This window comes from Streptomyces sp. NPDC048248, assembly GCF_043201875.1.
In the GTDB taxonomy this organism is placed as follows: domain Bacteria; phylum Actinomycetota; class Actinomycetes; order Streptomycetales; family Streptomycetaceae; genus Streptomyces.
The window spans coordinates 278280-299663 of sequence record NZ_JBICZL010000001.1 but is presented as its reverse complement, the minus strand read 5'-3'; the positions used below and the strand labels follow the sequence as shown (position 1 = coordinate 299663).

Annotated in this window: 19 protein-coding genes and 1 pseudogene; 10 read left to right on the top strand and 10 right to left on the bottom strand. The window is 68.2% G+C overall.

Annotated elements, in window-relative coordinates:
• Positions 1-384: 384 nt before the first annotated feature.
• Positions 385-906: pseudogene (locus ACGFZW_RS01465) on the bottom strand (NAD-glutamate dehydrogenase); the annotation flags it as partial.
• Positions 907-1206: 300 nt separating this feature from the next.
• Here ACGFZW_RS01465 and ACGFZW_RS01460 point away from each other — a divergent pair.
• Positions 1207-2055, top strand: a complete 849-nt coding sequence (locus ACGFZW_RS01460; protein WP_393890928.1) for an alpha/beta fold hydrolase — start codon at positions 1207-1209, stop codon at positions 2053-2055.
• Positions 2052-3365, top strand: a complete 1314-nt coding sequence (locus ACGFZW_RS01455) for a cytochrome P450 (protein WP_393890927.1) — start codon at positions 2052-2054, stop codon at positions 3363-3365. Before ACGFZW_RS01460 ends, ACGFZW_RS01455 begins: the two co-directional genes overlap by 4 nt.
• A 196-nt stretch (positions 3366-3561) precedes the next feature.
• On the opposite strand, the gene ACGFZW_RS01450 is transcribed toward ACGFZW_RS01455, so the two are convergent.
• The 3 genes from ACGFZW_RS01450 to ACGFZW_RS01440 all read right to left on the bottom strand — a co-directional run bounded on the left by ACGFZW_RS01450 (position 3562) and on the right by ACGFZW_RS01440 (position 5653).
• Positions 3562-4272, bottom strand: a complete 711-nt coding sequence (locus tag ACGFZW_RS01450; protein WP_393890926.1) for a class I SAM-dependent methyltransferase — start codon at positions 4270-4272, stop codon at positions 3562-3564.
• Between the two features lie 96 nt (positions 4273-4368).
• The gene (locus ACGFZW_RS01445; RefSeq protein WP_393890925.1) at positions 4369-4836 is read right to left on the bottom strand and encodes an NUDIX domain-containing protein; all 468 of its coding nucleotides are present in this window, start codon (positions 4834-4836) and stop codon (positions 4369-4371) included.
• Positions 4837-4972: 136 nt separating this feature from the next.
• Complete coding sequence (locus ACGFZW_RS01440; protein ID WP_393890924.1) at positions 4973-5653, bottom strand: hypothetical protein; 681 nt, start codon at positions 5651-5653, stop codon at positions 4973-4975.
• Between the two features lie 310 nt (positions 5654-5963).
• Here ACGFZW_RS01440 and ACGFZW_RS01435 point away from each other — a divergent pair, with 310 nt between their 5' ends.
• Entirely contained in the window at positions 5964-6497 is a 534-nt protein-coding gene (locus ACGFZW_RS01435; protein ID WP_393890923.1) for an ATP-binding protein, read from the top strand.
• Between the two features lie 203 nt (positions 6498-6700).
• On the opposite strand, the gene ACGFZW_RS01430 is transcribed toward ACGFZW_RS01435, so the two are convergent.
• Entirely contained in the window at positions 6701-7339 is a 639-nt protein-coding gene (locus ACGFZW_RS01430; RefSeq protein WP_393890922.1) for a Type 1 glutamine amidotransferase-like domain-containing protein, read from the bottom strand.
• Positions 7340-7605: 266 nt separating this feature from the next.
• Here ACGFZW_RS01430 and ACGFZW_RS01425 point away from each other — a divergent pair, with 266 nt between their 5' ends.
• Positions 7606-8277 carry a GPP34 family phosphoprotein gene (locus tag ACGFZW_RS01425; RefSeq protein WP_393890921.1) on the top strand — a complete coding sequence of 224 codons (672 nt, stop codon included), beginning with the start codon at positions 7606-7608 and terminating at the stop codon, positions 8275-8277.
• A 178-nt stretch (positions 8278-8455) separates the two neighbouring features.
• Here the strand turns inward: ACGFZW_RS01425 and ACGFZW_RS01420 are convergent, their stop codons facing one another.
• From ACGFZW_RS01420 to ACGFZW_RS01410, 3 genes are all read right to left on the bottom strand, one after another.
• Entirely contained in the window at positions 8456-8695 is a 240-nt protein-coding gene (locus ACGFZW_RS01420) for a hypothetical protein (RefSeq protein WP_393890920.1), read from the bottom strand.
• A gap of 395 nt (positions 8696-9090) precedes the next feature.
• Positions 9091-9837 (bottom strand): SAM-dependent methyltransferase, encoded by a 747-nt coding sequence (locus tag ACGFZW_RS01415; protein ID WP_393890919.1) that lies wholly within the window; start codon positions 9835-9837, stop codon positions 9091-9093.
• Positions 9838-10125: 288 nt separating this feature from the next.
• Positions 10126-11205 (bottom strand): glutamate--cysteine ligase, encoded by a 1080-nt coding sequence (locus ACGFZW_RS01410; RefSeq protein ID WP_393890918.1) that lies wholly within the window; start codon positions 11203-11205, stop codon positions 10126-10128.
• 181 nt (positions 11206-11386) lie between these two features.
• On the opposite strand from ACGFZW_RS01410, the gene ACGFZW_RS01405 reads away from it, so the two are divergent.
• Positions 11387-12772, top strand: coding sequence for an NAD(P)/FAD-dependent oxidoreductase (locus tag ACGFZW_RS01405; protein WP_393890917.1), 1386 nt, complete (start codon positions 11387-11389; stop codon positions 12770-12772).
• Positions 12773-13005: 233 nt separating this feature from the next.
• Here ACGFZW_RS01405 and ACGFZW_RS01400 read toward each other — a convergent pair whose 3' ends face one another.
• Complete coding sequence (locus tag ACGFZW_RS01400; RefSeq protein WP_393890916.1) at positions 13006-13785, bottom strand: MerR family transcriptional regulator; 780 nt, start codon at positions 13783-13785, stop codon at positions 13006-13008.
• Positions 13786-13950: 165 nt separating this feature from the next.
• The gene (locus ACGFZW_RS01395) at positions 13951-15072 is read right to left on the bottom strand and encodes a serine hydrolase domain-containing protein (RefSeq protein WP_393890915.1); all 1122 of its coding nucleotides are present in this window, start codon (positions 15070-15072) and stop codon (positions 13951-13953) included.
• 455 nt (positions 15073-15527) lie between these two features.
• On the opposite strand from ACGFZW_RS01395, the gene ACGFZW_RS01390 reads away from it, so the two are divergent.
• The 5 genes from ACGFZW_RS01390 (at position 15528) to ACGFZW_RS01370 (ending at position 20844) form a co-directional block, all read left to right on the top strand.
• Positions 15528-16100, top strand: a complete 573-nt coding sequence (locus ACGFZW_RS01390) for an XRE family transcriptional regulator (RefSeq protein WP_393890914.1) — start codon at positions 15528-15530, stop codon at positions 16098-16100.
• A gap of 70 nt (positions 16101-16170) precedes the next feature.
• A complete protein-coding gene (locus tag ACGFZW_RS01385) occupies positions 16171-17613 on the top strand; it encodes an NAD(P)/FAD-dependent oxidoreductase (RefSeq protein WP_393890913.1) in 1443 nt (480 codons plus the stop codon).
• Positions 17614-17711: 98 nt separating this feature from the next.
• Positions 17712-19118 (top strand): peptide MFS transporter, encoded by a 1407-nt coding sequence (locus tag ACGFZW_RS01380; RefSeq protein WP_393890912.1) that lies wholly within the window; start codon positions 17712-17714, stop codon positions 19116-19118.
• Between the two features lie 364 nt (positions 19119-19482).
• Positions 19483-19953 carry a pyridoxamine 5'-phosphate oxidase family protein gene (locus tag ACGFZW_RS01375; protein WP_393890911.1) on the top strand — a complete coding sequence of 157 codons (471 nt, stop codon included), beginning with the start codon at positions 19483-19485 and terminating at the stop codon, positions 19951-19953.
• A 336-nt stretch (positions 19954-20289) separates the two neighbouring features.
• Positions 20290-20844, top strand: coding sequence for a hypothetical protein (locus tag ACGFZW_RS01370; RefSeq protein WP_393890910.1), 555 nt, complete (start codon positions 20290-20292; stop codon positions 20842-20844).
• Positions 20845-21384: the final 540 nt, after the last annotated feature.

Sequence of the window (21384 nt, the reverse complement as noted above, 5' to 3'; positions counted from 1 at the left end):
TTCGCGTTGTGACTGATGGTATCGAGCGCTTGGCTGGGTGCGGCCAACTCCCCTGCTGTGGAGAGCTCCTGGGGGCGTCCGTCCAGGCATGCTGAGGCCGCCCTTCTTCTCTTGATCGAGTCTGGCCAACTCCAGCGCCGGCGAGCAACATGTCCGCCCGACCTGCACCTTTACCCGGTCCTCGGCCGCTGTCCCTGCGTCCCTCGTCACCGTCGCGGCTCGTCGGCGGTGAACGTCATGGAGCAGTGGTGGTCGAGTGCACGCGAACGCCCGTGGCCGGCAGAGGCGTGAACGGGGCACGCAGCTTGTCGCGCGGGCAGGTCCCCAGGATCTGTAGCAGGTCGCGGCCGTCGTGGTGCTCGCCGTCGAGCTGCTCCACGCGTCGCCTTCACCCGGCGCGGAGACCAGCTCGTATTCGCGGTAGCCCAGGAAGGTGAAGTGGTGGGCCGACAGCCACCGCAGCAGCTCGCGGGCCTCGTCGATCTCCTGGTCGCGCAGGTCGTCGGCGGTCGGCTCGGAGGGCAGCTCGTCGGCGATGCGCAGCGCGGCGCCGCGCATCTTCTCCCAGTCCTCGACGGCCTCGCGGACGTCGGACAGCACCCGCAGCAGATCGGCGGTGATCTGCTGGAGGTCCTCGCGGTCGGTCTCCCGGTCGATCTCGACATGGATCCACGACTCGGTGACCGCGTCGTGCGGCAGCTCCGCCGCCTTGCCCTTGCCGGTGTTGCCGTGCGCCTCGCAGGTGGAGTCGTAGACCTCGATGAGCTTGCCGGTGACATCGCGGCGGACGATCACCTGCGGGTGGATCACCAGGTGGATGCCGCGGCCCTGGCGGGAGAGCTCGTTGGTGACCGAGTCGACCAGGAAGGGCATGTCGTCGGTGACGACCTCCACCACGGAGTGGCTACGCGCCGGGCGGGCCGCCAAGGGCACGAGCCGTACGAACGCCTACGCCCTCGGCCGAAGCGGGGCGCGCTGGGCTGTAGCCGAAGCGACGGGCATCGTCCAACTAACCCCCAGCTCCGGGTGCTGAGTGCCAGGGTCCGTGGCGAATGCGCCCGAACGACTTTGCGCCTCCGTCGGCGTGCGCGACTGCGGGGGACGCGCCGGGCTTTCGTCCTCTTGCAGGGCGGGGGAGTTCACGTCAATGTGTGAGCGGGCGCGGTGGTGGGTCCTGCGCGCCCTAGTCTCACGTCGGGAGAGAGCGTGACTCCGTTCGCCTTACCTCATGGCCTGCACGGGTCGGGACCGCACAAGGTCATCGCCGTTCACGGGTGGTTCGCCGACCGGTCCGCCTTCGAGGCTCTGCTGCCGGACCTCGACCAGGATGCGTTCCAGTACGCACTGGTCGATCTGCGGGGATACGGAGAGGCGAAGTCGGCGGCCGGTGCGTACACCACGCAAGAGGCGGCGGCCGATGTGCTGGCGCTCGCCGATCGCCTGGGCTGGGACCGCTTCTCCCTGATCGGGCATTCGATGGGCGGCAGCGTCATCCAGCGCGTGGTGGCCGCGGCGCCGAACCGCGTGCGCCGGCTCGCCGGCGTCTCACCCGTCCCTGCATCCGGGCTGCCCATGCCCCCCGAGCAGTGGGAACTGTTCACCTCCGCGGAGCACGATCCGGACAGCCGGCGAGCCATCCTCGACATCACCACCGGCGGACGCCGCCCTGCGGCATGGCTGGACCGGATGGTGCGGCGGTCCCTGGCGTGCAGCGACCCGAAGGCGTTCCGGGCCTGGCTGGACTCCTGGGCGGGGGAGGGGTTCCACACCGAGATCGAGGGCTCCTCGGCCCCGGCGCTGGTGGTTACCGGCGCGCTGGATCCGGCCCTGAACGCCGACCTGGCGCGGCAGACGTGGATGCAATGGCACACCGACGCCAAGCTCGTCGAACTGCCCTCGGCGGGCCACTACTCCATGGACGAGACGCCGCTGGAACTGATCCGGACGGTGGAGGACTTCCTGCGAGAGGACGATGCCGGGCGGGTCGACGACGGTAACGGACAGGCCGAGGGCGCCGGGCGGGGCGGAGGCGAAGGGCCGGGGGCGGCTGGGTGACGGTGCCGTCCGCGGGCGCGGCGGCCACCACGGACCCTGAGGTGCCGAACGTCTTCGACCCTCGCGGCTATGTGCACGGGCTGCCGCACATGGCGTACCGGCTGCTGCGTGACCGGCACCCGGTGGCCTGGCAGGAGGAGCACGAAGTGCTCGGCTGGCCTGCGGGGCCCGGCTTCTGGGCCGTCACCCGGCACGACGACGTCGTACACGTCCTCAAGGACGCCCGCACGTTCTCCTCCCACCTGGGCGCGACCCAGATCCGCGACCCCGACCCCGCCGACCTGCCCTTCATCCGGCGCATGATGCTCAATCAGGATTCCCCGGACCACAACCGGCTGCGACGCCTGGTCAGCCGCGCCTTCACTCCGCGTCGAATCGAGCGCTTCACGGTCGCCGTACGCCGACGGGCCCGTGGCCTGCTGGCGGCGGCAGCCGACGCGGCACGCTCCCGGGACGGCGTCGTCGACATCGTCACCGCCGTCACCGACGAGTTCGCATTGCTCAACCTCGGCGACCTGCTCGGCGTCCCGGCCGGCGACCGCGGACTGCTTCTGGACTGGACCCGCCGCGTCATCGGCTACCAGGACCCGGACGAGGCGGGAACGTCCCCGCCCGTCTCCGCTACCGCGGTGTCGTCGCAAGCGCCGCCCATCCCGCCCGTGAATCCACGTTCTCCGGCGATGCTCGGTGACATGTTCGGCTACGCGCGAGAGCTGGCAGCCCACAAGCGACGGCACCCGGGCGACGACGTCCTGACCGTACTCGCCCTTGATGAGGAGCTGCCCACCCCCGAACTGGAAATGTTCTTCTTCCTGCTGACCATCGCGGGCAACGACACGGTGCGCAGCGCCGCCCCGGGCGGACTGCTGGCACTGGCCGAGCACCCCGAGGCGTACCGCGGTCTGCGCGCCGGAGCGGCGCCCACTGCCACCTGTGTGGAGGAATTGCTGCGCTGGCATCCACCGGTGCTCAGCTTCCGCCGGACCGCAACGTCCGACACCGAGCTGGCCGGCCGACTCATACGTGCCGGGGACAAGGTCGTCGTCTTCCACGGGGCGGCCAACTACGACGAACGGGTCTTCGCCACCCCGCACCGGCTGGACCTGACCCGTACCCCGAACCCCCATGTCTCCTTCGGTGACGGCCCGCACACCTGCCTGGGCGCGCACTTCGCCAGGCTGCAACTGCGGACGCTCTATGAGGAGACCTGCCACCTGCTGCCCACCTTGGCGGTTGCCGCCCCACCTCAGCGGCTGGTGTCCAACTTCATCAACGGCCTGAAGTCGCTCCCGCTACGGCTGTTTGACTGAGGTCCGTCGGAGCTGTCGGCCGACCAGCCCTGTCAGTCGTCGTCCGCCGGCGGCTGGGTGACGAGAGAGCGCCGGCCGCACGACGTCCGCTCGCTGCGAGGGTGAACCGTGCCCGCCCGGCTCTCAGCAGGACGAACACACCGCGCCATCCTCAACCGAAGCCAACTGAAGTGACGGGCCTCCGAAACGAGGGGCCTCAGAGCCGGGTGTACTCAAGCAGCAACCTGTCGGGGCTCCTGGCAGCGAAGCGGAATCCGGCCTCTTCCAGCAGTCGGTCGGCCTCCTGTTGTGAGCGGAGGCGGAACGGGGAGCGTTGGTGCGCCACCACCTGGCCTTCGCGCAGAACCGTGTAGTCCTTGACGTACCGCCCATCGCCCTGGTCATGGATTTCCTGGGCGTAGACGAGCCCGCCGGGCAGCGTCCGACGGTAGGAGCGGTGTTGCTCCTGGAGAGTCAGCAGGAGTGTCCCGCCAGGCGGAAGGGCACATGCCAGATTGCTCAATCCCTTGAGGTCCTCGGCCTCACCCGGGAGATGGCTGCCCAGCCAGCTGTGCTCTCGGTCCTGGACGCCGTACCAGATGCCACCGACCGAGAAAGCCGCATCGAAGGTCGGCGGGAGCGACATCTCCAGGATGTCCTGTGCAAGGAGACGGACCCGGTCACCGAGCCGCTCGCGTGCCACGGCAAGCATGCTCTCAGTGTGGTCGAGTCCGGTGATCCGCAGATCCGGCGGTCCGAGTTCCAGCAGCTTCTCGCAGACCAGCCCGGTGCCCACCCCCAGCTCCAGCAGCGCCTTGCGACTACCGATGCGTGCCAGCAGGGCCCGCGTGAATGCGTCGTAGTCGTAGTACCCCGAGGTCATGATGAGGTCGTAGTAAGGCGCCAGTCCCGCATACGAGTTGGCCATGCTCGGAACCGTAGCCACCACCACGTACTCGGGGTAGAGGGCGTTTCCGGAGATGCCGCGAAGCCCGAGACACCTCGGCACCCGCTCCGGGCGGCTTCAGCCGGATCGCTGATTGTCGCCGGTAACGGTGGTCCAGCGCGGGTCGACGCGGCCCAGCCATGCGTCTTGATCGTCGGCCAGTGGCTGCGTCAGGGGAAGTGAGAGGAACCGGCAGGCGAACGTGAGGCCGTCGTCCTCTCCGTCGCCGTGGACTTGGTGCTCCCACGCATCGAGGGTGTCTGCGGGAGCCTGGACGTAGAAGAAGCTGGTGCGCCGCGGCAGTCCGGAGTCGGGGTGAGGCTTGTCCTCCACAGCGATCCGCCGGACCACTGTGGCTGTCAGCAGACCGGTCTCCTCGGCGACCTCTCGAAGAACCGCTGCTTCCAGTCCTTCGCCTGATTCGACGCCTCCGGCAGGGACCTGGGTGCCGGCCTCCGGCATATCGACGTGATCGAACACAAGTAGCTCAGGGACGACAAGATTCCGGATCACGTATGCGGCGACACGGATTCTGGGGCGGGTCATCCCGGCATTGTCCGTCATCGTTCGGTGCCGTCGGCGTCCTCAGCTCCTCGACCACCAGGCCCCGCATGCCCACCGTGGCGTTCCCCGTGGTGGTGGCGGAGGTGAGCAGAGGGAGCCCATGGCTGGCTTCGCGTGGTCAGGAGATGTCTGCGAGCTGGAATCCGCCGAGTGTCAGGACGAACGCCACCAGGAGGTACACCGGCACGGACAGCAGCGGCGCGAAACCGATGAGCGCGAACGGAATACGGCGGCCCTCCTTGAACCTGCCGTTCGGGCGCTGCACCTCCGCTTCCAGGGTGAGACGTTCCGCGGCGCGCCCGGACACGGTTACGCCTGCCTTGGCAGGGCTGTGGAGCAGCGCCCTGCGCACGGCGGCGTCGACGGTGTCGCGGCCGCCCTTGAGCTTGTTGAGGATGACCCGCACGCCGTGGACGTCGGTGAGGATCAGCCGGTCGTCGGTGGGGCCCTGTGCGACCACCTCGATCCGTCCGACCTTGCGGAGCCGAGCGAGGTCGACGGTGCGCCGCCCGGTCGCGGTGCGCACGGACAGCAGGTCGCCGTCGTGCAACCGCGCGTGCCAGCCCAGGTGGGGGTAGAAGCACACCAGGGCGCTGAGGACGGGCGAGACCATGTTGAGCATGACGAACCCGTCGTCGACCAGCCGGGCCCGCACCAGCAGGCCCGTCACCACCAGGATCGCGGGCGGAAGCAGGGCTGCCACGAGGTCGAAAGCCCTTCGGCCGGTGCGCCCCTGGCCGGCGAATATCGTGATGCTGTCGCCGGAACGGGCAGTGCCCTGCGCAGAGTTGGCCGTCATGGCCGTGCACGCTATCGCGCCTTCGCTGTGGCCTGGCCGCCGGGTGGGTTGCCGAGAGCTCGATGGGCGGGTGTACTGGGAGCCGGCGTGACGCTGAGCAGGACAGCCGTGATCAGCTTGCTGCACGCCCCTGCTGCACGCCCTGGGTTTGCGGGTATCTCCGGCACCTTAGCCGTTCGAGGGCCCGCTGAAAGCACACCAAGAACACACCCTCATCCATGCCCGGAGGCCCCCTGCCTCGACGCCTCCGTAAAGAGGTCCGGCTGGGTGCCAGTGGGCTGCACCCGCAATGCACGAAAGGTTTCTGATCATGCGACGGTACGTTCTCACCGGTACGCCGGGAGCGGGTAAGACATCGATCCTGCGGTGCCTGGCTGAGCTTGGCTACAGGGTCGTCGAGGAGGCGGCGACTGCAGTCATCGCGCAGGCGCAGGCGCACGGAGAGGACGCGCCGTGGACTCGGGCGTCGTTCATCGACGACATCGTTGATCTGCAAAGACTACGACAGCTGGAAGCCTCCGCCACGGACTCCGTCCAGGTGTTCGATCGCTCTCCGGTCTGCACGTACGCGCTCGCCAAGTACTTGGGGCTGCCGGTATCCCGCGCATTGACTGCGGAGATCGAGCGGATCACCGCCGGACAGATCTATGACCGCAAGGTGCTCTTCATTCGAAATCTGGGCTTCTGCGAGCCCACCGGTGCCCGTCGGATCAGTCTCCAGGAGTCATTGGTTTTCGAAAGGGTCCATGAGCAGAGCTATCGCGCCTTCGGCTACGAACTCATCGATGTTCCAGCCGACCGCCTGGCCCGCCGGGTCGCCGCGGTCACCTCGGCGATCTCGTAGCCGGCTGCGCGAAAGGGCACCGCCGACAGACCTCACCCGACAACGCCGAACCTCGCACAGCCGGTGCAGCGCAGGCACAGTTTCCGTGAAGTAAGCACACTGCGTGATGGCTGATGCTCGGAACGGCCTCCGGGAGACGGCCGCACCCCGGCTGGGCACTCAACTCCGCGCCGGTCCAGCGGCCGTCCACCGCCACCTGCGGGTCAGATGACCACCTTGCTGACATCTTGGATGCTGATTGTTTCCCCATCGCGTAGACATCGATGCGGCAGTCCGTGGCCGGTGAGATGAGCGGTGGCTCGTTCCGCACCTTCCGCTTCCGGGTGTTCGGATCGCCAGTGAGGAACGATTCGGTAGGGGACCAGACCCAGGCATTCCGGTGCGGTGGTGGACGGATACCCGTCGGGAAGTATCGTCGGGTCGTCCATGAGGTCGATGCCCTGTAGGTCCGGTCCGGTGACGCATGCCCCTGCTGAGTAGCCGCCGTAGGTGAACTCAGACCGATGCGCCTGCTGCTTCAGGGCATCGCCGAACCGACACCGAGTCATGGCGCGGGCCAGCACGAACGCGTTGCCCCCCAGAGCCCAGACCAGGTCCAGGTCGGTCAGACGATGGGTGAGACCCTCGGGGGCGGAGAAGTAGTCGCGCAAATCCAGTTCTTCGCAGGAGTAGCCGAAGGTCTCCAGGGTGCGGCTCTCGCGGGCGAGGTTGCGGTTGCGTGAGCGGCCGTGTTCATCCAGAGCGTTCATGACGATGGCTGCCCTGCCGGTGCGCAGGTTGCCGGGCAGCGCCGGTGGCCGAGTGTCGGGGGTCAGAAACCATGAGCTCAGCAGCAGCCTCATCAGTACCTTTCGACTTACGGGCCCGGCAGAGATGCCCTCTCATGCTGCCCAGCGGCCAGGACGTTCGACAAGGTGGCCGTGAGCATCGACGTCGATCTGTGCCGCCTCGCGGGCGACGGTCGCCTCCGGGGTGGCCGGGCCTCGTCTTCGGCGGAGCACTTTGAACGCCGGGGTGGCCAAGCGCGGGATGGCGGGGGAACCTCGTACTCGTCCCGGGAGTCTGATCACGAGAAGACGATCAACGGGTGTATGCGAGGGTTGTGGGTATGGCGATCACATTGGCCGAGGAGATCATGTTGCTGTCCCTGGACGATGAGTCCGGGTCGGCGAAGCAGCGACAAGCCGCGGGGTGGGCGGTCGCGGGAGGGATCCTGCTGGAACTCGTCCTGGCCGAGCGGGTAACCGTTGCGGGCAAGTACCTCGAACTGACCGACACGACGCCGACCGGAGATCAGCTGCTCGACAGCCGGACCGCACTGATCGAGACCTGGCTGCGCGGTCGCAAGCAGCGACGGGTGACGGAGTGGCTGACGAAGGACCAGGCCAAGGCCGTCGGTGCGGCCCTTGAGAGCCTGTGCACCCGAGGCGTGGTCGTGGAGGAGAAGCGCAAGGCGCTCGGCGTGTTCCCCATGCGCCGCTATCCCGAGGCCGATGGCGCCGTCGAGGCTGAGCTGCGGGAACGGCTCCGGGCCGTCGTACTGGAAGGCGCCGAGCCGGACGTACGGACAGCCGGCCTGATCGCGTTGATCCACTCTGCCAAACTGCACGGTCTGGCCTTCCCCGAAGGCCCGCGCAAGCAGGTCGCCGCGCGGATGGCGCAGGTGGCCGACGGACAGTGGGCGGCCGAAAGCGTCCACGCTGCCATCCGCGACATGCAGGCGGCGATGATCGCGATAACTGTCGCCACGACCGCCACGACCGCCGCGGCCGGGAACTAGAGCGGCCGGGTCCGGCGAGCCCGGCCGCGCAGAAGGCGGAGAAGCGCCGGGCACCCACCGCAGCTACTCGTTCGCGGTCAACGAGGACCCGCCAGAGCTGTCCGACCGGCACGGCAGCGCAGAGCCCCGGAGACTTGAAGCTGTCTCCGGGGCTTCGCCGTTGGTGTCCTCGGATTGACTACCTCACGAGAACGACGGAGTTGATCGGGGTCATGTTGTACGGCGCGGATTCGCCCGTGCCGCGCATCACGACGGAGCAGTTGACGCCGTTGTAGCCGTAGCAGACCTGGAAGCCGGCGCCGCCGGTCTGATTGTTGACCAGCACCCGGTCGCCGGTGACATTCGACAGGTTGTGGGAGCCGTAGCTGTAGAAGATGTTCTTGCTGAGGATGTTGCCGTTCGTCTCACGGATGCACACTGCTCCGCTGGGACAGGGAGTCGCCGCGCTGGCGCTGGGGGCTACGGCGAGTCCGAGCGTGCCCACAGCGAGAGACAGTCCTGCGGCGGTTAAGGCGATCTTGCGCATACTTTCTTCCCCCTTGTCTTGATCCCTCTGGTTATGAGGCATCTTGCATGAGAAAGTAGCCCCGCCTAATGGGCGCTGTCAGAAACTCGGCGAAAGTTGTGCACAAACGAGTACCGTGCCCCGGAGTCTTCGGGGTGCGAACGCGGGGGCGGCGTTGGCCGGTAGGCCTCGGCCTCTGGCCGGCGAGGGGCTTATGTGGGAGGTGCGATGCGGGAGCGATGCCGACGTCGCGTGGGCCCGGGCAGAGTGTTGCCCGGACCCACGTTGATCGAACCGTCAGCGGCCCGTCAGCGGCCCATCAGTGCGAAGACTCCCCAGCCGAGGTACTCACGCTCGTACCGCGCGTAGCGGGCGGGGGCGGTGACGAGCTCTGTCCGCACCGTGGCGGCCAGTTCGTCGTCGGGGTTCCGGTCCAACCAGCGGCGGAGATTGAACCACTGTGCCGCCCGGTACCGGTCCCAGCTGTCCTGATCGGCCAGCACCATTTCCACGACGTCGTAGCCGAGATCACCGAATTGCTCGATCAGCTCCGGCAGCAGCGCGAAGTCTGCCCTGCTCGCGGCGTGACAGCCTTCGACGGCCTCCTGATTCGGCGGTTCCCGACGCCAGAACGGCTCGCCGATCAGCATCAAGCCGCCGGGGCGAAGACTGCGACCGAGCAACTCGACCGTGCCGGCCACGCCGCCTCCGATCCAGGTGGCGCCTATGCACGAGGCGAGATCGACCGGCTCGTCGGTGACGTAGCCGGCGGCGTCGCCGTGGATGAAGTCGACCCGGTCGGCGACACCCAGTTCGGTGGCGCGGGTGCGGGCGCGCGCGGTGAACGCCGTGCTGATATCCACCCCGACCCCGGTGATGCCGTGGTCCCGCGACCAGGTGTTGAGCAACTCGCCCGATCCGCACGCGAGATCAAGCGCGCGCGTCCCGGGTGCCAGGTTCAGCGCCTGGCCCAGGGTGGCGAGCTTGTCACAGGTGAACGGGTTGTGGATGCGGTGACTGCTCTCTTGGATGGTGATGAAGCGTGGCAGATCCACAGGAAGGATTCCTTGGGTTCGATGAGGTCATGGCGTTTGCGTAGGACAGTCGGCCGTAGCTGACCGTCGTTGCCTGAACCGTCATCAAATGCACCCCGCTGAGATATGTGGACCTTGAACGGAGGGAGGCTAGAGCGAGCCAGGCGCATCTGTCCATCGATTTGTCCGGCCGCCATGCTGCCATCGAAGAATCCGACACCCGCCTTGCGGTTCCAGTTGCACAGCCTGGGCGGTTCAAGCACGCGATCGCGGAGCAGACAGGCAGGTGGGGCCCCGGTCACGATCGGGCTATTCGTCGGTGGGCTTGGTAGCGGAGATCAGGCAGTCGACGACGTCGTTGAGTGAGCTGCGGCGGGCGTGGGCGGCTCGCTGGCGGTCGGCTCCGTTGCCTCCGGTGATGAGTCGTGAGCCGTAAGTCCCCACGTAGGAGGCGTCGTTGAGGGGGAGGGCTCTTTCGGCATCGGCCAGCAGACGACGCACTTGGCTGATCGCGGGCACGAGGTGGCCGGTGGTCAGGTCGACGGCTTCCCCGGCAAGGCCGTCTCGGGCGGCGCGCCAGCTCGCGGCACGCAGCATCTCCTGCTGCGGTCGAGGTGCGGGCGTCCCCTCGGAAGTGGCTTTGAGCGCACGGAGGGCCAGTCCTTTGACCACTCCAGCGAGCAGCACGGTGTCGTGGACGGTCGAAGCGGCATCGGCGACACGGACTTCCACCGTCGGCACGTGGTGGGACGGTCGAATGTCCCAGTACAGGCCGCCTCTGTCCATGATCGAGCCCGTGGCGATGAGGCTGTCGACAAGGTCTTCGAAGTGGCGGGGGGACTCGAAGAACGGGGGTGGACCCGCGATCGGCCATCGCCACCACGTCACCGTCCGCCAGCTCGCGTATCCGGTGTCCCGAGCCTGCCAGAACGGTGAGTTGGCAGACAGAGCAGTGAGTGTGGGCAGCCACGGCCTGAGGTGGTTGCTGATGTCCAGGGCCACCGTCAGATCAGGAACACCGACGTGCACGTGGCAGGCACAGACGCTCTGCTCGTCATCGAGTGCACGGAACGTCGAGACGCTCTGTGCATACCTGGGGCCGGAGGTGATGGGCGGCGGCGTCTGCTGGCCGAGAACGGGAGAACCGCTGGAGATGATCCGCAAGCCCAGGCGCGCTGCGGCCCGTGCCACTGACGCGCGTAATGAGCGCACATCCTCGGCCAGTCCGGCCAGGGTCTGGTGCGGGCGGGTACGTACCTCGATCTGGTAGGCGGTGAGTTCGGTGGTGACGCGGTCGCCGAGTTCCGCAGCGGCTTCCTCCACGACTTTGCCGGCCTCCGTACTGAGCTCCCGGGAGACCGGATCGACCAACAGATACTCCTCCTCCACGCCCACCGTGACGGGCGGGAGGCTCGGCGTGTCCCGAGGATGCGAGGCACTGTCTGCCGGGGCAGGACGCCCGGTCCCTGCGGCTGATGGCCACATTTCGCTCTGCATGGTGACCATCGTGTCACCTAGAGTGGCAGGCCGCGCTGACGAAGGCCGCTCCTCGAATTTCTGGAGGTTGTGCATGCCGGAGGAGACACAGATCCTGGTCGTCGGTGGCGGCCCCGCAGGCTCGACGGCCGCCGCGTTGCTGGCCCGGCAGGGCTTCGGTGTGACGCTCCTTGAGCGTTCCCGCTTCCCGCGCTACCACGTCGGAGAATCCTTGCTGCCGTCCCTCCTGCCCGTCCTGGAGGCCATGGGCGCGAAGGAACTGGTGGAGCGACACGGTTTCGTCCGCAAGACGGGGGCCTTCTACGGCTGGGGCGGGCAGGACTGGTCGCTGGCATTCGACGACCCGGGCAGGCCGGCCACGTACAGCTTTCAGGTCATCCGCTCCGAGTTCGATCATCTCCTGCTGCAGCACGCACGCAGCCAGGGTGCCGATGTCCGCGAGGGCGTCAAGGTACGCCACGTAGCACTGCACGACGGCCGCGCGGCCACGGCGTCCTGGACGACGGAGGACGGTCGCGAAGGCGAGACCTCCTTCCGGTACCTCATCGATGCGTCCGGCCGTGCCGGAGTCCTCGGCGCACGTCAACTGCGCACCCGCCGCTTCCATGACGTCTTCCGCAATGTGGCCACCTGGGGTTATTGGCGTGGCGCTGCACCCCTGCCACAGGCACCCGAAGGCGCCATCGGAGTCTTCTCCCTTCCCGACCACGGCTGGTTCTGGGCCATCCCGTTGCACGACGGCACACTCAGCGTCGGCCTGGTCACCGACACACGCTCCTTCAACCGGTGGCGGGTGCAGGCAGGTTCGGTCGAAGCCGTCTACCGCGAGGCGCTCGACCGCAACTCCACCCTCACCCGTGTACTCCAAGGAGCACGCATGGATGCACAACTCAGGGTGGAGAGCGACTACTCGTACGTCACCGACCGCTTCTGCGGGCCCGGCTACTTCCTCACGGGGGACGCCGCCTGCTTCCTCGACCCCTTGCTGTCCACGGGAGTGCACCTCGCCATGTACAGCGCGTTGCTCAGCGCGGCCTCCATCGCCGGCGTCCTGAGCGGAGACGTCGAGGAGGTCGCGGCCCGCCGTTTCTACCAAACCGCCTACCGGCAGGCGTACGAGCGGCTCCTCGTCCTCGTCAGCGCCTTCTACCGCATCCATGACGGCCGGGACGCCTACTTCCGTAGAGCTCAGTCCCTCAGTCGTCGCGACCAGCAGGACCTGCGTCTGCATGAATCCTTTCTCAACATCGTGACCGGGGCAGATGATCTGCACGATGCCCAACAGGACGCGGTTGGGCTGATCCAGGAGAAATTGACCAACCCGCTGGCCGGGCATCCCCGCCGCGGACTCGGTGGACACGGAACGAGCCATATGGTTCCCCTCCCGATGGACCCCGGCCAGGCAGCGGCCGGGCTCTACCTGGTCCTCGCGCCCCATCCGCATCTACGTCACGCATGATTCCCCTCGCGCGAACGTGGGCGTCCGTGACCCAGCCATGACGCTCCCGTTCCGTGGCAGGCAACCCTGGGACTCGATCAGGCATTTCGGCCGGTGAGCCGGAGACGAGGGGCTCCTCAGCGGTACCTGAGCAGGCCCCCGATCCGGTGCCCGCGCGTGACGCCGCGCAGCCGTTCGAGCGGCGGCGCAGGGCCCGGCCCGTCGCCCAGCCCAAAGTCCGGAGCGCGGCGCAGTCAGCGGGCGTCCGGTCCGGGGATACGGATGCCGGCGGAGCGGAGCTTGGCCTCGACAAGCGCCCGGGCCGCGGCCGCTCCCTGCTCTTCGCCGTGGTGGGCGATCAGGTTGTAGCGGGTCGCGGCCTCGGTACGGGCTTGCAGGCCGGTCACGATCTTCAGCAGTGCGGGGTTGGCGAGGTAGTGGTCGGCCATGGCCGTGGCGAGCTCGGCGATGCGCGGGTCGTCCGGTTCCCAGGCCGCGGCTTCGGCTCCGCGCCTGATCAAGGCGATGAATTGGGTGTCTTCGAGGGCGTGCTCGACATGGTCGAGGTAGTCGTCGAAACCTTCTGGGACCAGAGCCTTGGCCAGCACCCAGCCCTCCCTGGCGGCCGCCACCTCGTCCGCGCTGAAGCCGAGGCCGGGCAGCCGCTCCAGCAGTGCCACAGCGCGGTCGGGCAGCAGAGCCCGGTTGCCGTCGGCGAGCCGGTGCAGCGTGTCGCGCCGCGCGGTCAGCTCCTCGATACGTTCGGTGAGCTGCCGCTCGACGTCAGTGAGCGCGGCGGCGAACCCTGTGGCGTCGGCGTCGAGCAGGGGCCCGATCTCGGCCAGCGGCACCCCCGCGGCGGCCAGTGTCCGGACCTGCACCAGCTGCAACAGGTCGGCCGATCCGTACCGCCGGTATCCGGAGCTGTCGCGCTGCGGCTCCTGGACCAGGCCGAGCTTGTGGTAGTGCCGCACCGTCTTCACCGTGACGCCGACGAAAGCCGCCGCCTGCCCGATCGTGACTCCGTGCATCATCCGCCCAGCCTGCCTTGTGCTCTGGCTCGGCGGCTACGCACACCACGGCCGAGCGTTGGAAGGGCGACGTCGCGGTCGTTGAACTCGGCGTGGCCCGCCTCGTGTTCTACCCGACGCACGACCCGAAGGGGCCGACTCTCCAGGCGTACGGGGCGCAATCGTTGCTCAGCTCGTCGGCTGCGCCTGCTCCGTCTGCCCGCCGCAGAACACCTCGTCGACGAGCCTTTGTTGCGCGTTCAGGAACGCTGCTGCCAGGGACAGGCCGGCGTCGTCCACATAGTTCAGCGACGCGGTCAGGGTCTTGCTGCCGTCGGGCGTGCTGTACATCAACGCGGCGTGGCCACCTGCGCCGCCGTTGTGGAAGAGGATGGTGTCGCCGTCGGGGCCCACGTCCTGCACACGCAATCCCAGGCCGAAGCCGCTCCTGGGGTGCGGCTTGCACATCTCGGCCAAGAGCGGGGCCGGCAGAAGATCGCCGCCCGCCAGCGCGGAGATGAAGGTGCGGAGGTCCTTGGTGGTCGAGATCATGTCGCCGCCGGCGGAGATCCATGAGGGGTTGTGGCGGGTGACGTCGATCGTCTTCTGCCTCCCGGCGTCCTCGTACCGGTAGTACGCGTGGGCGTGCGGTTCGGGGATCTCCGGCGAGGTGCCCGGCATCACGGTGCCCGACAGGCCGAGCGGCCCCAGGATCCGCTGCTTCGTCTCCTCGGCGCACGAGCGGCCGGTGACCTTCGCGATCAGCAGCCTGGCCAGCACGTAGTTGGTGTTGGAGTAGCTCCAGTCCGTCCCTGGCTCGAACCGAGCAGGCTTGGACAACGCCAGTCGTACCAGCTCCTCGGGTCGGTAGGTCTTGAACCGGTTGTCCACCCACTCCTTGCCCGTGATCGTGGAGGGGATCCCCGGTGTGACCGTCCCGTCGCCGTTGAGCTCACCGGTGAAGTTGAACACCCCGCTGGTGTGCTGCAGCAGCATCCGCACCGTGATGCGCCGGTCCAGCCCGAGATCGGGCAGGTAGTCATCCGCCGGGGTGTCCAGCCCGACCTTGCCCTCGGCCACCAGTTGCAGCACCACGGTCGCGGTGAAGGTCTTGGTGTTGCTGCCGATCCGGACGTGCCCTTCGGTCGGCGGCTTGGCGGTCTGGCCCAGCTTGGCCACGCCGGCGCTGCCGACCCACTCGCCCCGCTCATCGTGCACGCGCATCTGCACCCCGGTGATACCGGAGTCGACGATGTCCTCGATGGCCTTGTGCAGCTCCGGACGATCCAGGTCGCTGAGGGTGATGGACATGGCGGTTTGCTCCTTCAGATGGGTGATGCCCGGGTCGGCTTCGAGCCGCTGCGATGAGCTTCCACCCTGACCCAAGGTCAACCTCAAGCGTGATCCAGATCACACTCTTTTGGGGGTTGGGGCAGCAGGTCCGGGAGCGGGACGACGCCCCCGTCGAATGACAGCCGTGCTGACCGTGATCCGCCTCCGCGCTCGGGAAGGGCGGGCGAGCGCCCGCCCGAAGGGTCGGCTCGTTGGTGGAGCGTGACGGGGATGCCTGCCGGTTCCGTGAGCCACCGGTCGCCCTCCTCGACATCGCCACCTGGGTCGAGGTGGAGTCCTTGCTGATGGGAGGTCGCTTGCGGGTGGCGGGAAGTGGGCTCGCTCAACTCCTCGGTCGACAAGGTCATCAAAGAAATCTTTGATGAGAGCTTTGTCCATTGTGGTGACGCCAAAGGCTTGTTAGCTTCCCGGCCATGTCGAACGAACAGGCCGACTTTCGTCCCGGCGTCGGTTCCCGGCTGCGCCGTCGCAGGCGTGCCCTCCACCTGACGCTCAAGGACCTGGCCGACCAGTCCGGGCTCACCGAGGGGTACCTCTCCCAGGTCGAGCGCGACCAGGTCAATGCGAGCGTGCGCACCCTTCAGCGGGTGTGTGAGGTACTCAAACTGACCGTTGGCGACCTCTTCGACCAGGGGGGATCCGCGGCCGGCCCGGTGCTGCGGTTCCGCGACGCCCACGGCATGTCGTTCGGTGAGGGCGCCACGAAGATCAAGCTCACCCCCGGGGCCTTCGACCACCTCGAGGTGCTCCTCGGCCACTTCACTCCGGGCGGCTCCACCGGCGTGGAGCCCTACACCCACGGCAGCTCCGAAGAATTGCTCCTGGTCCTTTGCGGCGAGGTGGAGGTGTGGGTCGGCGAGCAGCATCACCGGCTCTCCGCCCTGGACTCGATCCACTACCTCAGCAGCCAACCCCACCGGGTCGTCGAGAGCACGGGCACGGAGGAAGCCCGGGTCCTGTGGGCGATGGCACCCCCTACTTACTGAAGCCCCGCCCCCGGGCGGCTCCGCCGGCCACCACCGCAACACCACGCGTCGCCCATCGTTGGAGACACCCATGACTGCGTATCGAAACGGCGAGATTTCGCATTGGATGACGGCTTCCCGTGCCGCGGACGGGCCGGCCGACCCGGCGCGGCGCCGTGCGGCGGGTCTCCCCGAGGAGAAACAGGACCTCGTCATCATCGGTGGCGGCCTGACCGGCCTTTGGTCCGCCTACCACGCCGCCGTGGACCGCCCTACAGCGAAGATCACTGTCCTGGAGGCCGAAGAGGTCGGCTACGGCGCCTCCGGGCGCAATGGCGGCTGGCTGTCGCCGCTCATCCCCGGAAACCGGGCCGTGTACGCCAAGGCGGCGCGCAAGCGAGGGCAGGACGGTGCCGCTGCCGTCGCCGCCTTCCAGCGGGAGATGACGGGAGCCATCGACGACATCCTCCACGTCCTTGAGGACGAGGGGATCCAGGCGGATCAGCACCGGGGTGGGCACCTGCGCGTGGCCACCACCCCGGCCGCGATGAAACGCCTCGAACTGACCCTCGCTGCGGACCTCGCCAATGGATACCGTACGGAGGAGCTTGAACTCCTCGATGCCGAAGCCGTGGCGAAGCGGATCGCGATCCGGTCGGCGCTGGGTGGTCTCCTCACCCGCTCCACGGTGCGAATCGACCCCGCCAAGCTCGTCCATGGCCTCGCGGCAGTCGTGGAAGCCAAGGGCGTACGCATCCTCGAAGGGACACGCGCGACGCACATTGCGCCCGGGGTCGTGACCACCGAGCGCGGGTCCGTGCGTGCCACGACCGTCCTGACCTGCCTGGAGGCGTACTCCGGACAGATCCTCAGTGACGCCCGCGGCCTCGGCAAACGCGACATCATCCCCGTCAATTCCTCGATGATCGTCACCAACCAGCTCCCCGAGCACGTCTGGGAACGGATCGGCTGGCAGGGCCGGGAATGCCTGGGCGACGCCGCGCACACCTTCGTCTACGCGCAGCGCACCGCCGACGACCGCATCGCCATCGGCGGCCGCGGCACGCCCTACGCCTTCAATTCCGGTACCCCGGGCCAGGGCAGCGTGGACGCCCGCACCGTACGTACCCTGAGCGACCGCCTCCGACTGTTCTTCCCCGACGTGCAGTTCACCATCGACCACGCCTGGCGGGGCGCCATCGGTGTGACCCGCGACTGGTGCGCCGGAATCACCTTCGATCCCGCCACCGGGATCGGCGTCGCGCGTGGATTCGCCGGACACGGTGTGACCGCCACCCACCTCGCCGCGCGGACCCTCCTGGACCGGGCTGCCGGACGCGACAGCGCGCTGACCAACCTGCCGTGGAACGACCACGACTCCGGCCGCTGGGAGCCCGAACCTCTCCGCTGGCTCGGCGTCCACAGCATGTACCGGCTCTTCGGCGTCGCCGACCGGTGGGAGGAGAGCCGGCACTCCCAGAACACCTCCCTCATCGCCCGTTTCGGCTCGCGACTGGCAGGACTCAGCGAATGAGAGAGACACCGCACCAGACCACCACGGCAGTGGAAAGCAGGGTCGGCGAGACACCGGCCGATCTGTCCGGAACGTCTTCCCGACGCAGCCTGTGGAGCATGGCCTTCACCGAACTGTGGGAGCGCTACTCGTTCTACGGCCTCCAGGGAATCCTCTCCTTCTACCTGCTCTACGCGCTGTCCGACGGCGGTCTCGCCTTGGACCCTGCCGCCGCCGCAGGCATCGTCGGCGCCTACGGCGGCGCCGTCTACCTGTCCCAGATCCTCGGCGCTTGGCTCGGTGACCGGCTCGTCAGCCCACAGAACATGGTGCTGTACGGCGCCGTCGTCATCACGGGCGGACATGTGGTGCTCGCCTTCGCGCCCGGCCTGGCCGGGCTGGCCGTGGGCCTGACGTGCATCATCCTCGGCACCGGCGCTCTGAAGACGAACATCACGTCGATCTTCGGCTTCGTCCTGGACCAGAACCAGGACGAGCGCTACCGGGATGCCAGCTTCTCCTACTTCTACATGGCCATCAACATCGGCGCGGTGGTCGGACCGCTCACCACCGGCCTCGCCCAGAACGAACTCGGTTTCCACTACGGATTCGGGTTGGCGGCGATCGGCATGGGCGCAGCGCTCGTCCAGTACGTAGCCACGATGAAGAAACTCCCCGAGCGCGCCCGGACCATCAACAACCCCCTCCCCACCGACCGCCGTCCGCTCCTCGCACTGGCCGCCCTCGCCTGCCTCGCCGCCATCGGCCTCGCCGTTGCCACCGGCCTGCTCCGGGCGGCGAACCTGTCCACCGTGGTGACCATCGCCGCACTGGTGGCCGCTGCCATCTACTTCCTCACCATGACCACGTCGTCGGCGGTCAGCCGCGACGAGCGCCGACGCATCCTCGGCTACCTCCCCCTCTTCCTGGCGTCCGGGGTGTACTTCGGCTTCCTGTTCCAGAAGTTCACCGCGATCTCCATCCTCATCACCGAACGCATCGATCTGCAGATCGGCGGCTGGACGTTCCCGGTCGCCTGGATCACGACCGTCAGTCCGCTGGCGGCCGTCCTCATCACGCCGCTGATCGCCAAGATGTGGAACACCTTGGGGGAGCGCCAACCGGGGACCGTGGCGAAGGTCGCCATCGGACTCACCCAGATCGGCTGCGCCTACCTGTTCCTGCTCATCATTTCCGAGGCCACAGGCAAGGCGGAGATCCCGCTGGTCCTCATCCTCCTGTTCATGATGGCGGCCGGCTCCTCCGAAGTTTTCGTCGGGCCGATCGGGCTGTCCCTGGCCACGCGGATCGGCCCGGCGAAGTTCCGCTCCCAGATGGTGGGCCTGAACTTCCTCACCCTCGCCCTGGGGTCGTCCCTGGCAGGCCTGCTCGGGCAGCTGTTCACCGAGATCGACAATGCCTCCTACTTCACCCTCACCGCTGTCTGCGGCATTGGCATCGGCCTGGCCCTGTTCGCCGTGCGCGGGCCGGTGGGACGTCGCCTGGAGGCAGGGTTGGAGCGCTGACCAGGTGGTTTCCAAGTCCGGGCCTGGCCCCGGCCCCGGCCGCGTCAGGCCGGGGCCGGGGCGCCGTCTCCTCAGCCCTTGATGGCACGTCATGGGTCATTGACCGCCCCGTACAAGCCGTCGAAGCGGCTGGTCGGCTATGCGGACAACGACGCCAAACACCTGGGTGCCGGCCGATGAGGAGCCGTCCCACCTCGACGAGCAGCTGCCGCTCGCCCCCCATCGGGAGTGGGCGGTCGTCGCCGCCGGGACCACCGGCGTCACTGCGCTGATGTGACTACGCCCAGTACGACGACGTCCTCCGTCCAGAGCCCTAGTTCTGCCGCCGGATGTGATCGAGCGCTTCGCGCCATAGCCTCACCCCATGACATCAGTTGACTCTCGCCCCAGCGGACCGCGCAGCCAGGAGCAGCGCAAGCGCGAGGCGCTGGAACGGCTCGTGCGGGACAACGACGTATGGGTCGCCACGGCAGACGCTTCCGGCGAACCGTGCCTCGTTCCGCTTGCCTTCTGGTGGGATGGCGAGGCGGTGTGGCTGGCCACCCGCGACACCAACCCCACCGGGCGAAACCTACGTGCCTCGGGCCGGGTTCGACTCTCCTTCGGCCATACCCGGGACGTCGTCCTGGTCCACGGCACCTCGCGCATGCTGACCCGGGAGGAGCTCCCGGCCGAGGTGGGCGACGCCTTTGCCGCCAAGGATGGCTGGGACCCTCGCAAGGACCACCCGTCGTACGTCTTCTTCCAGGTCACCCCGCAGTTGCTGCAGGCGTGGGGAACGGTTCCCGAGATGGCCGGACGGACCCTGATGCGCGACGGGAAGTGGCTGGTCTAAGGCGTGCTCCGATGTGGGCACAGCCACTCGTTGAAGGCCGCGACCAGCACCGCCGATTCAGGGCGGACCGCGTGCTTGTCGTACCTGGTGGCCAAGCGGGCTCCGTGCCTTTCAAGGCGATTGTGCCTTGAGGGGCTCGGTAAGTCGCGTGAAGGCGACGCGCCCCCGGGTAGCCCCCTCGCTATCCAGCCCCGGCGGCGCGCCACACAGCTCGTTCCTACTCCACGATGCGTCTGCGTCGTCCGGAAGGCAGGGAAAGGAAGCACCGGGTCGCCGTGCAGCGGGCGGTGGGGCCTCGGGCGTTGCTGCCGGCGGGCGCTGCCATAGGGTCTGTCCATGCCAACCACAAGTGACCTGCGGCCCACCATCACAGGCCGCGCCGCAGGCGCCATCGGCCTGCTGGTAGCCCTCGGCATCTGCGGCATATCCATATCCCAGGCCGCCGTCGCGAGCGGTCTCGTGGGCACTGCCGGCAAGCTGACCGTCAGCGACTGCCACGACGGAGGTGGCAACGGGGGAGGCACGCGCCACTGCTACGGCACCTTCCACCCGGCCGAGGAGAGCGATGGCCGGGCGAGCGATCCGCGCGCGCGAGTGAACACCCGGGAGGCCGACCCCGGCGACACGCTCCAGGTCCGCAAGGGGAGCGGCGGCTACGTCGTCGCAGGCATGGGCTCGGCCTGGGTCCTCGTCGCTTTCGCCTTCCTGGGCCTGGCGATCGGCTCAGCGGCGCTACCCGTAGCGGCGAGCGGCGTCTTGCCGGGAAGGGGCTCGGGGCAGGACCTCTTCGCAGCGGTACGCGGCACCCGGCTCGCCTGGATCGCCAAGCGCTCGGCGCTGACCTCCATCGCCGGAATAGCCATCTCTGCCTACCTGGCCTGGCTGTTCTGACCCTGCACGTACGCCATGGACTCGGCGGAGGGCCGGCTGATCATCACCGCCCGCGGCTGACGGGCTTAGGGGCTTGGCAGTCATCGGGCGCCTACGAGGGCAGTCTCGGGCACGGTCGAACCATGGGCGTCATTCGGGTGGGGCGCAGACATGGGTTCGCGAACTGAGGAGTTCGGGTCATCGTACGAAGGGGCGCCGCGGTCAGTGCTCGCGAAAGCAGCGAGGCTCGGTGGGGCGCCCGCCCGGCATCAGCCCCTCCTCGTCGGTGACTGCGGCTGCCCGGAGGAACCCGTCGTGGGACGCGGCTGCGGCACCGTCTTTCGCGTCGCAGCTTCGGCAGCCGCTCGGTCACTGGCAGCCTGGGCAGCCCTGCTCGCGGCCGCGCGGCGAAGGGCAGTGATCTTGGTGCTCGTCATATCGATGCCAACGTTCGAGCGCACGATCCGTAATGGCTCCTGGGCCGAATGGGGCGGCGAAGGGCGGGCCTGGCGACGAGCCGCCGGCGCAGCATCGGGCAACGCTCGCCCTGTGGGGCGACTT

Excerpts from the sequence above, each read along its gene's own strand:
- ACGFZW_RS01445 (WP_393890925.1), bottom strand. The coding sequence starts at position 4,836 with ATGACCCGCCCCAGAATCCGTGTCGCCGCATACGTGATCCGGAATCTT.
- ACGFZW_RS01435 (WP_393890923.1), top strand. The coding sequence starts at position 5,964 with ATGCGACGGTACGTTCTCACCGGTACGCCGGGAGCGGGTAAGACATCG.
- ACGFZW_RS01450 (WP_393890926.1), bottom strand. The coding sequence starts at position 4,272 with ATGGCCAACTCGTATGCGGGACTGGCGCCTTACTACGACCTCATCATG.
- ACGFZW_RS01400 (WP_393890916.1), bottom strand. The coding sequence starts at position 13,785 with ATGATGCACGGAGTCACGATCGGGCAGGCGGCGGCTTTCGTCGGCGTC.
- ACGFZW_RS01380 (WP_393890912.1), top strand. The coding sequence starts at position 17,712 with ATGGCCTTCACCGAACTGTGGGAGCGCTACTCGTTCTACGGCCTCCAG.
- ACGFZW_RS01385 (WP_393890913.1), top strand. The coding sequence starts at position 16,171 with ATGACTGCGTATCGAAACGGCGAGATTTCGCATTGGATGACGGCTTCC.
- ACGFZW_RS01405 (WP_393890917.1), top strand. The coding sequence starts at position 11,387 with ATGCCGGAGGAGACACAGATCCTGGTCGTCGGTGGCGGCCCCGCAGGC.
- ACGFZW_RS01370 (WP_393890910.1), top strand. The coding sequence starts at position 20,290 with ATGCCAACCACAAGTGACCTGCGGCCCACCATCACAGGCCGCGCCGCA.
- ACGFZW_RS01375 (WP_393890911.1), top strand. The coding sequence starts at position 19,483 with ATGACATCAGTTGACTCTCGCCCCAGCGGACCGCGCAGCCAGGAGCAG.
- ACGFZW_RS01425 (WP_393890921.1), top strand. The coding sequence starts at position 7,606 with ATGGCGATCACATTGGCCGAGGAGATCATGTTGCTGTCCCTGGACGAT.
- ACGFZW_RS01395 (WP_393890915.1), bottom strand. The coding sequence starts at position 15,072 with ATGTCCATCACCCTCAGCGACCTGGATCGTCCGGAGCTGCACAAGGCC.
- ACGFZW_RS01440 (WP_393890924.1), bottom strand. The coding sequence starts at position 5,653 with ATGACGGCCAACTCTGCGCAGGGCACTGCCCGTTCCGGCGACAGCATC.
- ACGFZW_RS01390 (WP_393890914.1), top strand. The coding sequence starts at position 15,528 with ATGTCGAACGAACAGGCCGACTTTCGTCCCGGCGTCGGTTCCCGGCTG.
- ACGFZW_RS01430 (WP_393890922.1), bottom strand. The coding sequence starts at position 7,339 with ATGAGGCTGCTGCTGAGCTCATGGTTTCTGACCCCCGACACTCGGCCA.